The 11,609-nt window shown below is 64.3% G+C and carries 9 protein-coding genes and 1 tRNA gene; all 10 read right to left on the reverse strand.

Going from position 1 to position 11,609, the window contains the following annotated elements; genetic code table 11:
- Positions 1-135 precede the first annotated feature (135 nt).
- Positions 136-212 (reverse strand) — tRNA-Met (locus AC1RNP_RS11845).
- Between the two features lie 148 nt (positions 213-360).
- Positions 361-1,842, reverse strand: a complete 1,482-nt coding sequence (gene nuoN / locus AC1RNP_RS11850) for an NADH-quinone oxidoreductase subunit NuoN (RefSeq protein WP_493051470.1) — start codon at positions 1,840-1,842, stop codon at positions 361-363.
- A 13-nt stretch (positions 1,843-1,855) separates the two neighbouring features.
- Positions 1,856-3,367, reverse strand: a complete 1,512-nt coding sequence (locus AC1RNP_RS11855) for an NADH-quinone oxidoreductase subunit M (protein ID WP_493051471.1) — start codon at positions 3,365-3,367, stop codon at positions 1,856-1,858.
- A 25-nt stretch (positions 3,368-3,392) separates the two neighbouring features.
- Positions 3,393-5,471, reverse strand: coding sequence for an NADH-quinone oxidoreductase subunit L (gene nuoL / locus AC1RNP_RS11860; protein ID WP_493051472.1), 2,079 nt, complete (start codon positions 5,469-5,471; stop codon positions 3,393-3,395).
- Positions 5,472-5,484: 13 nt separating this feature from the next.
- Entirely contained in the window at positions 5,485-5,808 is a 324-nt protein-coding gene (gene nuoK / locus AC1RNP_RS11865; protein WP_226468700.1) for an NADH-quinone oxidoreductase subunit NuoK, read from the reverse strand.
- Positions 5,808-6,455, reverse strand: a complete 648-nt coding sequence (locus tag AC1RNP_RS11870) for an NADH-quinone oxidoreductase subunit J (RefSeq protein ID WP_493051473.1) — start codon at positions 6,453-6,455, stop codon at positions 5,808-5,810. The genes nuoK and AC1RNP_RS11870 overlap by 1 nt, the downstream gene beginning before the upstream one ends.
- Positions 6,456-6,462: 7 nt before the next feature.
- Positions 6,463-6,951, reverse strand: coding sequence for an NADH-quinone oxidoreductase subunit NuoI (gene nuoI / locus AC1RNP_RS11875; RefSeq protein WP_493051474.1), 489 nt, complete (start codon positions 6,949-6,951; stop codon positions 6,463-6,465).
- Entirely contained in the window at positions 6,951-8,027 is a 1,077-nt protein-coding gene (nuoH, locus tag AC1RNP_RS11880; protein WP_493051475.1) for an NADH-quinone oxidoreductase subunit NuoH, read from the reverse strand. Before nuoH ends, nuoI begins: the two co-directional genes overlap by 1 nt.
- Positions 8,024-10,267, reverse strand: a complete 2,244-nt coding sequence (nuoG, locus tag AC1RNP_RS11885) for an NADH-quinone oxidoreductase subunit NuoG (protein ID WP_493051476.1) — start codon at positions 10,265-10,267, stop codon at positions 8,024-8,026. The genes nuoH and nuoG overlap by 4 nt, the downstream gene beginning before the upstream one ends.
- Positions 10,264-11,607: an NADH-quinone oxidoreductase subunit NuoF gene (gene nuoF / locus AC1RNP_RS11890; RefSeq protein ID WP_493051477.1), complete on the reverse strand. Its 1,344-nt coding sequence runs from the start codon at positions 11,605-11,607 to the stop codon at positions 10,264-10,266. Before nuoF ends, nuoG begins: the two co-directional genes overlap by 4 nt.
- Positions 11,608-11,609: the final 2 nt, after the last annotated feature.

Below are 11,609 nucleotides of genomic sequence, written 5' to 3' on the forward strand. Positions count from 1 at the left end.
AACAAGGGGCCCTTCGGGCCCCTTGTCCGATACCACTGGATTTCGGCGCCGAAGCATGAAGCCTGCTTCGGCAAAGCCCGACTTTTCACTATCAAAAAAGCCTCTTGCAGAGGCTTTTCGTCGACCGCGAAAAGCTGGTAGCGGGGGTAGGATTTGAACCTACGACCTTCGGGTTATGAGCCCGACGAGCTGCCAGACTGCTCCACCCCGCAGCAGAAGCGGAATTATGGTGACTGGGGCCAATGATTGCAAGCCCATGTCTGAATCGCGGCCAGTGCGTGCGGGTGTGCGCGTCGATCGCCGCGGGCGTATCCGAGCAGGCGTTCGACGGAACGTTCCCTGCAAACCGCCGCCCTTTCGTCAGGCGGTGAACGCCTTCTGACACCAGTCCATGACCGGGTTCCAGGCCAGTCCCAGCACCAGCAGCGCCAGCGCGTTGACCGCGAACATCGCGCGCAGCGGCCGGTTCGAACGCACCTGCAGCGGCTCGCCGGCCGGCTCGTCGAAATACATGACCTTGATCACGCGCAGGTAGTAGTACGCGCCGATCACCGCGAACACGATCGCGACGATGGCCAGCCAGAGCAGATCGCCCTGCAGCGCGGCACGCAGCACTGCCAGCTTGGCCCAGAAACCGAGGAACGGCGGCACGCCGGCCAGCGAGGCCATGATGCACAGCACCAGCCCCGCCATCCACGGGTTGCGCGCGTTCAGGCCCTTGAAGTCGTCGATGCGGTCGGCTTCAAAACCGCGCCGCGACAGCAGCACGATCGCACCGAATCCGGCCGCCGACATGATCGCGTAGCTGATCGCATAGAACATCGCCGACGCGTAGCCCTGCGCGGTGCCGCTGGCAAGGCCGAGGAACAGGAAGCCGACATGCGACACCGTCGAGTACGCCAGCATGCGCTTCAGATTGGTCTGCGCGATCGCCAGCAGATTGCCAATGCCCAGCGACAGCGCCGCGAGACCGGCCAGCAGCAGATGCCATTGTTCGCCCAGCGGACCGACGCCGGATTCCAGCAGACGATAGGTCATGCCGAATGCCGCCAGCTTCGGCGCGGAACCGATGAACAGCGTGATCGGCGTCGGCGCGCCGTGATAGGTATCCGGCAGCCACATGTGGAAGGGCGCGGCGCCAAACTTGAACGCGATGCCGACGACCAGGAACACGGTGCCCGTGAGCAGCAGCAGGCGATCCGCACCTTCGACGGTGCCGGCGGCCACGTTGATGCCGCCCAGGTCGAGCGTGTGGCTCGCGCCGTACACCAGCGACATGCCGTAGAGCAGCATGCCCGAGGCCAATGCGCCGAGCACGAAGTACTTCATCGCCGCTTCCGACGACAGCGGACTGTCGCGATCGATCGCGACCAGCGCATACGAACTCAGCGCCAGCAGTTCGAGTCCGAGATAGACCGTGGTGAGGTTGCCGGCCGACACCAGCAGCATCATGCCGGAGGCGGCGAACAGGGTCAGGATCGGCACCTCGCCCTTGTACAGTCCGCGCTCGCGCAGGAAGGTCCAGCCGTAGCCGAGCGACAGCGCGCTGGTCAGCAGGATGACGATCTTGAGCACGTCGGCGGCGGTGTCGCGGACGAACATGCCGTCCATCACGCTGATAGAAGCCGCTGTGCCCTGCCCGCCCGTGCCGGTGACGATCAGCGCCGCGGCGGCCAGCAGCACGCCGATGGCGAGGGTCTGGGTGATGATGCGGCGACGTTCGTCGAGGAACAGGTCGAGCATCAGCAGCGCGAACGCGCCCAGGATCACCATCAACTCGGGCGCCAGCGGCGCCACGTCGGCGAGGGTTCGGACTTGCGGGGTCATGGCTTCCACGGTCATCGCGACGCGTCCTTCAAAGCTTGCTTGCGGCGAGCTGGCTCGCCAGTTGCGCGATGGCCGGCTCCATCAGATCGGTCAGCGGCTTCGGCCAGACACCGATCAGCAGCACGCCGGCCGCGAACACACCGAGCACCAGCGCCTCGCGCCCGTTGATGTCCTGCAGCTCGGCCACATGCGCGTTGCCGACCTCGCCGAACATCACGCGCTTGACCAGCCACAGCGTGTAGGCCGCGCCGATGATCAGGGTGAAGGCGGCGGCGAATGCGATCAGCGGGTTCTGCTGGAAGCTGGCCAGGATCACCATGAATTCGCCGACAAAGCCCGACGTGCCCGGCAGGCCGGAATTCGCCATCGCGAACAACACCATGAAGAAGGCGAACCACGGCATCACGTTGGCCACGCCGCCGTAGTCCTTGATCATGCGCGTGTGCATGCGGTCGTAGAGCACGCCGACGCAGGAGAACATCGCGCCGGAGATAAAGCCGTGCGAGACCATCTGCACCATCGCGCCCTGCAGGCCCAGTCGCGCCGCATCGGTGTTGCCCGCATCGCGCACCAGAGCGAAGGCGATGAAGGTGCCGAGCGTGACGAAGCCCATGTGCGAGACCGACGAATAGGCGATCAGCTTCTTCATGTCGTCCTGCACCAGCGCCACCAGGCCAACGTAGATCACCGCGATCAGGCTCAGCGCGATCACCAGCCAGGCCCATTCGTGGCCCGCGTCCGGCAGGATCGGCAGGCTGAAGCGCAGGAAACCGTACCCGCCGATCTTCAGCATGATCGCCGCCAGGATCACCGAACCGCCGGTCGGCGCCTCCACGTGCGCATCCGGCAACCAGGTGTGCACCGGGAACATCGGCACCTTGACCGCGAAGGCGACCAAGAAGGCGAAGAACAACCACATCTGTTCGGTGGCGGTCAGCGGCAGCTGGTACAGGTCCGGCAGCTGCCAGCTACCGCCCTTCAGGTACAGGTAGATCAACCCGACCAACATGAACACCGAGCCGAGGAAGGTGTACAGGAAGAACTTCACCGATGCGTACACGCGGCGCGGTCCGCCCCAGACACCGATGATGATGAACATCGGGATCAGCATGCCTTCGAAGAAGACATAGAACAGCATCGCATCGACGGCCGAGAACACGCCGATCATCAGGCCTTCGAGGAACAGGAACGCGGCGTAGTACTGGCTGACGCGCTTCTCCACCGACGCCCAGGCACCGATCAGCACCAGTACCGTGGTCAGCGTGGTCAGCACGATCAGCGCCACCGAGATGCCGTCGGCACCAAGGTGGTACTGGATGTCGTAGGTCGGAATCCACTCGCGGCGTTCGAGGAACTGCAGGCCCGCGTTCGCGTAATCGAAGCCGGTGAAGAGCGGAATGCTCAACACGAACACGACCAGGGCGATCAGCAGCGACAGCCAGCGCGCGGCACCCGGGCGCGTGTTGCCGAGCGCGAGCACGAGCGCGCCGCCGATGATCGGCAGCCAGATCAGGAGACTGAGAAGAGGCCAGCTCTGCATAGGGTCGTGTTCTTATCCGTTCTGATCAGCGCCAATACCGGATGAGCACGGCCAACAGCACGATCAGGCCGAGAATCATCGCGAACGCATAGTGGTAGAGGTATCCGGACTGGATGCGGCGCAGCACTCCGGCGAAAAGGTCGGTGGCGCGCGCGCTGCCGTTGACGAAGGCGCCGTCGATCACCTTCTCGTCGCCCTTGCGCGACAGCTTGCCGAGCAGGACGCCGCCGCCGGCGAAGCCCTTGATCCACAAGTCGTCCATGCCGTACTTGTTGTTGAGGACGCGGATCGGCAGTGCCAGGATCTTGGCGACCTTGGCCGGCAGCTCCGGCTTCCACCAGTACATGATCGTTGCCAGCGCGAAGCCGGCCAGCACCAGCAGGAACGGCGGCGCGGTGAAGCCGTGCAGCGCCATCGCCAATGGCCCGTGCCAGGCCTCTTCCTTCACCTTGGCCACGGTGTCGTGGGCCGGCAGAACGTCGATCGAGCCCAGGAAGTACGGCATCAGTTCGTGATGACCGGTCCAGTCGGTGCCGAACAGCATCGGGCCGGCGGTGAAGTAGCCGATGATGACTGAGGGGATCGCCAGCAGGATCAACGGCAGGGTCACCACCCACGGCGACTCGTGCGGCTCGACCGGGCCGTGATGACCGTGATCGTCATGCGTATGCTCGTCATGACCGTGCCCGTGATCGTCATGGGCATGACGGAAGCGCTCCTCGCCGAAGTACGTCAGATACAGCAGGCGGAAGCTGTAGAACGAAGTGACGAAGGCGCCGAGCAGCACCGCCCAGTACCCGTAGGTCGCGATCCAGCTGTGCGCTTCATGCGCGTGCTCGGCCGCGGCCTCGATGATCGTGTCCTTGGAATAGAACCCGCTGAAGAACGGCGTGCCGATCAGCGCCAGCGTGCCGATCACGCTGGTCCAGAAGGTGATCGGCATGTACTTGCGCAGGCCACCCATCTTGCGCATGTCCTGCTCGTGGTGCATGCCGATGATCACGCTGCCGGCCGCCAGGAACAGCAGCGCCTTGAAGAAGGCATGCGTCATCAGGTGGTAGACGGCGGCCGAGTAAGCGGAAACGCCCAACGCCACCGTCATGTAACCCAGCTGCGACAGCGTGGAATACGCCACCACGCGCTTGATGTCGTTCTGCACCATGCCGATCAGGCCAGTGAAGAAGGCCGTGGTCGCACCGATGAAGAGGACGAAGCTCAGCGCCGTCTCCGACAGCTCAAACAGCGGCGACATGCGCGCCACCATGAAGATGCCGGCGGTCACCATCGTCGCGGCGTGGATCAGCGCCGAGATCGGGGTCGGGCCTTCCATCGAGTCCGGCAGCCAGACATGCAGCGGCACCTGCGCCGACTTGCCCATCGCACCGATGAACAGGCAGATGCAGATCACGGTCGCGATCGACCAGGAGTGACCGGCCAGGATCTCCACCGTCTGCCCGCCCCCGATCTTGTCGGCGGCGTTGGCGAACACGGTGGCGTAGTCGAGCGTGCCGAACCAGGTCAGCACCGCGGCGATACCTAGCAGGAAGCCGAAGTCGCCGACGCGGTTGACCAGGAAGGCCTTCAGGTTGGCGAAGATCGCCGTCGGCCGCTTGAACCAGAAGCCGATCAGCAGATACGAGACCAGGCCCACCGCTTCCCAGCCGAAGAACAGCTGCAGGAAATTGTTGGACATCACCAGCATCAGCATCGAGAACGTGAACAGGCTGATGTAGCTGAAGAAGCGCTGGTAGCCGTCGTCATCGGCCATGTAGCCGATCGTGTAGATGTGCACCAGCAGCGACACGAAGGTCACCACCACCATCATCATGGCGGTGAGCTTGTCGATCATGAAACCGACGTGCGCCTCGAAGCCGCCAACCTGGAAGAAGGTGTAGACGTTCTCGTTGAACGGCGCGGCGCCCTGCCCAGCCAGCTGCCACAGCACGTAGATCGACAGCGCGCAGCTGATCGCCACGCCCAGGATGGTGACGCTGTGCGCACCGACCCGTCCGACCTGCTTGCGGAACAGGCCGGCGACGATGGCACCGATCAATGGCGCCAGCACGACGGCCAGCAGCACGGACTTGGAGATGGCGTGTTCCATACCCGGCATCGCGTCAGCCCTTCAAAGTATCGATTTCGGCCACGTTGATCGTGCGCCGGTTGCGGAACAGCGTGACCAGGATCGCGAGACCGATCGCGGCCTCGGCCGCAGCCACGGTGAGAATGAAGAACACGAAGATCTGTCCGGCGGCGTCGCCGAACTCGCGCGAGAACGCGACGAAGTTGATGTTGACGGCGAGCAGCATCAACTCGATCGACATCAGCAGGATGATCACGTTCTTGCGATTGAGGAAGATGCCGGCGACGCTGATGCAGAACAGCACGGCGCCGAGCGCAAGATAGTGACCGAGGGCGAGGCCCTGTCCGAAGACTTCCATCACTTCACCTCCGCCTTCGCCTCGGCTTCGGCCGGCGCTTCGTCTACAACAGGCTTCTCCGCGGCCATCTGCACCATGCGGAACCGCTGCGAGGCCTTCACCCGCGCCTGTTCGCTCGGATTCTGGTGCTTGGTGTTTTCGCGCTTGCGCAGGGTCAGCATCACCGCCGCGATCACGGCCACGGTCAGGATCAGAGCCGCGACTTCGAACGGCAGCAGGAATTCGGTGAACAGGCGACGCGCCAGCCACGTGGAATTGGCGATGCCCGCCTCCGCCGCCGGATCGGCGCCGAACGGCGTGACGCGCGACTTGATGCCGATCAGAGTGAGCATCTCGACCAGCATCACCACCGCAACCAGCAGGCCGACCGGCAGATAGCGCACGTAGCCTTCGCGCAGCGGCGCCACGTCGATGTCGAGCATCATCACCACGAACAGGAACAGCACCATCACCGCGCCGACGTACACCAGGATCAGCGCGATGCCGAGGAACTCGGCGCCGGCCAGCAGCCAGGTGCAGGCGACCGTGAAGAAGGTCAGCACCAGGAACAGCGCGGCGTGCACCGGGTTCTTGACGCTGATCACCGCGACACCGGCAATCACGGTGACGGCGGCGAAGACGAGGAACGCTAGCAACGAATAATCCATGCAGTCCTCAGCGATACGCGGAGTCGGCGGCGCGGCGTTCGGCGATCTCGGCCTCGAGACGGTCGCCGATTGCCAGCAGCTGCTGCTTGTTGACGATGTTCTCGCCGCGGTGCTCGAAGTGGTATTCGTGGACGTGCGTCTCCACGATCGAGTCCACCGGGCAGGATTCCTCACAGAACCCGCAGTAGATGCACTTGAACAGATCGATGTCGTAACGCGTGGTGCGACGGGTGCCGTCGGCGCGCTGCTCCGAATCGATGGTAATGGCCAATGCCGGACACACCGCCTCACACAGCTTGCAGGCGATGCAGCGCTCTTCGCCGTTCGGATAGCGGCGCAGTGCGTGCAAACCACGGAAGCGCGGCGACTGCGGCGTCTTTTCCATCGGATACATCAGCGTGTACTTCGGACGCCACAGATATTTGAAAGTCAGCCACAGGCCGCCCAGCAATTCGAGCAGCAGCAGACTCTTGAACCAGGAAACTAACTTACCCATCACGCGCCCTTCTCGAATACGCCGTAGTACGCCATCAGCGCGGTCACGACGATCCAGGCGATGCTGAGCGGAATGAACACCTTCCAGCCCAATCGCATGATCTGGTCGTAGCGATAGCGCGGGAACGACGCGCGGAACCAGATGAAACAGCTGGCGAAGAAGAACACCTTGGCGAACAGCCACCACCAGCCGTCGACCGACAGCAGCGGGACGCCCATGCCATGCAGCGGCGACAGCCAGCCGCCCATGAAGAAGATCGCGGTCAGGAAGCTGACCAGAATCATGTTGGCGTATTCGGCCAGAAAGAACAGCGCGAACGCCGAGCCCGAATATTCCACCATGTGGCCGGCGACGATTTCCGACTCGCCTTCCACCACGTCGAACGGCGCGCGGTTCGTTTCAGCCACGCCGGACACGAAGTACACGACAAACAACGGCAGCATCGGCAGCCAGAACCATTCGAACGGGCCGGTATCGCCCGCCTGCGCCATCACGATGTCGCTGAGATTCAGGCTGCCCGCGCCGACCATCACGCCGACCAGGGCGAAGCCCATCGCGATTTCATAGCTCACCACCTGCGCGGCCGAACGCATCGCGCCGAGGAAGGCGTACTTCGAGTTCGATGCCCAGCCGGCGAGGATGATGCCGTACACGCCGAGCGAGGTCATCGCCAGCAGATACAACAAGCCGGCGTTCGCATTCGACAGCACCAATTGCGCGTCGAATGGAATCACCGCCCAGGCCGCGAACGCCGGCGCCAATGTCAGCAACGGCGCCAGGATGTACAGCGCACGCTGCGCGCTGCTGGGCTGGATCACTTCCTTGAACAGCAGCTTGAAGACGTCAGCGAAGGCCTGGAAGATGCCCATGCCGACATACATCGGCCCATGACGCACGTGCATCCAGCCGATCAGCTTGCGTTCCCACACCACGTAGAAGGCCACCGCCAGGATCACCGGCACGGCGATCACGAGGACCTTCAATACGATCCAGAGCACGAGGCCGATCGCGCCCAGCGACAGCAGCCAGTCGTGCAGCGGCGCGGTCAGGTCGGAAAGCAGACTTGCAGTGTTCATGCGGCCACCACCTTCACGCGACCGGCGCCGAGCGCGGCGGTGGCGCCGTAACCGGATTCGATCCAGGCCGCGCCCTTGGCGACGCGATCGTCGATCGCGACCTGCAAGGTCGCCGTGCCGATGGTGTTCGACACCTTCGCCATGGCATCAACGGCAAGACCGGCGGCCTTGGCGTCGTCAGGATGCAGTGTGATGCGCGGACCGACGGTCAACGGATGCGCCTGCAGCGCTTCCGCGCGGCGCGTCACCGCATCACCGCGATAGATTGCCTGCGAGACGGCCAGTTCGAAGCCTTCGCCATCCACCGCCGCGGCTCCCGACTTCGCCGGCACGACCGTGCGCGGTGCGATACCGCTGCGCAAACTAGCGAGATCGGTGAACTCGAAACCAGGCAGACCAAGTTCACCGCCCAGCGCACGCAACACGCGCCAGCCGGCGCGCGCCTCGCCGGGCAACTTGCCGGCAGGCACCGCGATCTGGTCGCGGCCGTCAAGATTGGTGAGCGTGGCATCGATCTCGGGCAACGCACCAATCGGCAGGATCACGTCGGCGACCGCGCGCGTGGACTGGCAGGCGAAGTGACTGAACGCCACCACCTGCGCGCCTCCCAGCGCCTTCAGCGCCGTCGCCTGATCCGCGAAATCCAGGCCCGGCTCGATGCCGTAGATCACATAGCCACTGCGCGGCTGTGCGAGCATCGCCTGCGCGTCGCGCGAAGCGGGCAGCACGCCCAAGCGCGCCAGACCGAGCGCGTTGGCGCCCTGCGGGATGCGGCACAACGCGGCGTTGTTCGCCTTGGCGAAATCGGTCGCTGCCTTGCGGATCGCGGCGGCATGCGCGCCGTTCTCGGCGACTGCACCGACGATGACGACGGCGTGCGTCGCCCCCTGCAGCGCCTTGACGAGTTCGCCAGACGCCAGCGCGCCGGCGATCTGTGATGGCGTCACGATCGTCTTGGACGCTACGTCGAAAGCGAATTCGAAGTCGACCGGATTGACGACGTGCACCTTGGCGCCACGCTTCCACGCCTTGCGCACGCGTTGATGCAGCAGCGGCACTTCATGACGCAGATGGCTGCCGACGATCACGATCGCATCGGCCTTCTCGATCTCGGCGACCGGCGCCGCGAATGCTTCGGCGACCGCGCCATCGGAAAGATCGCGCTGCGCGATGCGGTGATCGAGATTGCCGGTGCCCAACCCCTCGGCGAAGCGCGCCAGCAAGGCGCCCTCCTCGTTCGAGGTGGCCGGATGGACCAGGATGCCGAGATCGTCGGCAGCGTTGTCGCGCAGGATCTTCGCGGCCTTCGCCAGAGCCTCTTCCCACGAGGCTTCGCGCCACTCGCCGCCGTCCTTCATCAAGGGCTTGATCGCGCGGTCTTGCGCGTACAACCCTTGATGCGAATAACGGTCGCGGTCCGACAGCCAGCATTCGTTGACGGCTTCGTTGTCGCGCGGCACCGCACGCAACACATCGCCACGGCGCGCGTGCAGGAACAGGTTGCTGCCCAGCGCGTCGTGATAACCAAGCGATTCCTTGGCGATCAGCTCCCAGGGACGCGCGCGGAAACGGAACACCTTGTTGGTCAGCGCACCGACCGGGCACACATCGATGACGTTGCCGGACAGCTCGGTCGTCAGCGGCTTGCCGTCGTAGGTGCCGATCTGCAGGTTCTCGCCGCGCTGCATGCCGCCGAGCTCGTAGGTGCCGGCGACTTCGGCGGTGAAGCGCACGCAGCGCGTGCACTGGATGCAGCGTGTCATCTCGGTGGCGACCAGCGGACCGAGGTCCTCGTCGGCGATCACGCGCTTGCGTTCCTGGAAGCGACTCACCGAGCGGCCGTAGCCGAGCGAAAGATCCTGCAGTTCGCACTCGCCGCCCTGATCGCAGATCGGGCAGTCGAGCGGATGGTTGATCAGCAGGAACTCCATCACGTTGCGCTGCGCCTTCAGCGCCTTCTCGTTGCGCGTGAAGACCTTCAGGCCATCCATCACCGGCGTGGCGCAGGCGGGCGACGGCTTCGGCGCGGAACGCCCGCCGACTTCGGTATCGACCAGGCACATGCGGCAGTTCGCCGCGATCGCCAGCTTGTCGTGATAGCAGAAGCGCGGGATCGGAATGCCGGCCTTGTCGGCGGCATGGATGATCATCGAGCCCTTGGGCGCAGCCAGTTCAACGCCATCGATGAAGATCGTGACGTGATCCGGCGGCAGATTGGGATTCACCGGCTGCGCGCTCATGCGGCCACTCCGAGCTTCTCATCCACGATCGAACGCCCGTTGCGGATGAAGTATTCGAACTCGTCCCAGTAATGGCGCAGGAAGCCCTGCACCGGCCAGGCCGCGGCTTCGCCGAAGGCACAGATGGTGTGGCCTTCGATCTGGCCAGCGGCGGCCTTGAGCATGTTGAGATCGTCGAGCGTGGCCTGCCCTTCGACGATGCGGGTCAGCACGCGGTACATCCAGCCGGTGCCTTCGCGGCACGGCGTGCACTGGCCGCAGCTTTCCTTGAAATAGAAACGCGCGATGCGCTGGCAGGCACGCACCATGCAGGTGGTCTCGTCCATCACGATCACGGCGCCGGAACCGAGGCCGGAGCCAGCCTTCTGGATCGCGTCGTAGTCCATGGTGAGATTCATCATCGTCTCGGCCGGCAGCACCGGCATCGACGAACCGCCGGGAATCACGCCCTTGAGCTTGTGACCATTGCGCACGCCGCCGGCCATTTCCAGCAATTCGGCGAACGAGGTACCGAGGCGAATCTCGTAGTTGCCCGGCTTGTTGACGTGACCGGACACCGAGAAGATCTTGCAGCCACCGTTGTTCGGCTTGCCGAGCTCCAGGAACCATTGCGCGCCGTTGCGCACGATCGCCGGCACCGAGGCATAGGTTTCGGTGTTGTTGATCGTGGTCGGCTTGCCGAACAGGCCGAAGTTGGCCGGGAACGGCGGCTTGAAGCGCGGCTGGCCCTTCTTGCCTTCCAGCGATTCCATCAGCGCGGTTTCTTCGCCGCAGATGTAGGCGCCGGCGCCGAGCGCGTTGTAGAGATCGATGTCGACGCCGCTGCCGAGGATGTTCTTGCCCAGCCAGCCGTGCTTGTAGGCTTCGGCAGTGGCTTCCTCGAGATGTTCGAACGGCTCGTGGTGGAACTCGCCACGCAGATAGTTGTAGCCGACGCTGGAACCGGTGGCGTAGCAGGCGATCGCCATGCCCTCGATCACCGCGTGCGGGTTGTAGCGCAGGATGTCGCGATCCTTGGCGGTGCCGGGCTCGGATTCGTCGGAGTTGCAGAGGATGTACTTCTGCATGTCGCCCTTGGGCATGAAGCTCCACTTCAGGCCGGTCGGGAAGCCTGCGCCGCCGCGGCCGCGCAGGCCGGACTGCTTGACCATCTCGACGACGTCGGCCGGCGGGATCTTCTCTTCGAGGATCTTGCGCAGCGCGGCGTAGCCGCCGGTCTTCAGATAATTCTCATACGACCACGGCTTGTCGAAATGCAGCGTGGTGTAGACGGCCTGGTGCTCCTTCGGCGCGGGGCCGACGGGACCATAACCTTCGGAAGGGGATGCGTGATGTGCCATGT

This window comes from Luteimonas sp. GW821-FHT14E02, from assembly GCF_058803905.1.

Bases quoted from the DNA above. Each gene is read 5' to 3' on its own strand.
- nuoN (WP_493051470.1), bottom strand. From the start codon at position 1,842: ATGACCGTGGAAGCCATGACCCCGCAAGTCCGAACCCTCGCCGACGTG.
- AC1RNP_RS11855 (WP_493051471.1), bottom strand. From the start codon at position 3,367: ATGCAGAGCTGGCCTCTTCTCAGTCTCCTGATCTGGCTGCCGATCATC.
- nuoL (WP_493051472.1), bottom strand. From the start codon at position 5,471: ATGGAACACGCCATCTCCAAGTCCGTGCTGCTGGCCGTCGTGCTGGCG.
- nuoK (WP_226468700.1), bottom strand. From the start codon at position 5,808: ATGGAAGTCTTCGGACAGGGCCTCGCCCTCGGTCACTATCTTGCGCTC.
- AC1RNP_RS11870 (WP_493051473.1), bottom strand. From the start codon at position 6,455: ATGGATTATTCGTTGCTAGCGTTCCTCGTCTTCGCCGCCGTCACCGTG.
- nuoI (WP_493051474.1), bottom strand. From the start codon at position 6,951: ATGGGTAAGTTAGTTTCCTGGTTCAAGAGTCTGCTGCTGCTCGAATTG.
- nuoH (WP_493051475.1), bottom strand. From the start codon at position 8,027: ATGAACACTGCAAGTCTGCTTTCCGACCTGACCGCGCCGCTGCACGAC.
- nuoG (WP_493051476.1), bottom strand. From the start codon at position 10,267: ATGAGCGCGCAGCCGGTGAATCCCAATCTGCCGCCGGATCACGTCACG.
- nuoF (WP_493051477.1), bottom strand. From the start codon at position 11,607: ATGGCACATCACGCATCCCCTTCCGAAGGTTATGGTCCCGTCGGCCCC.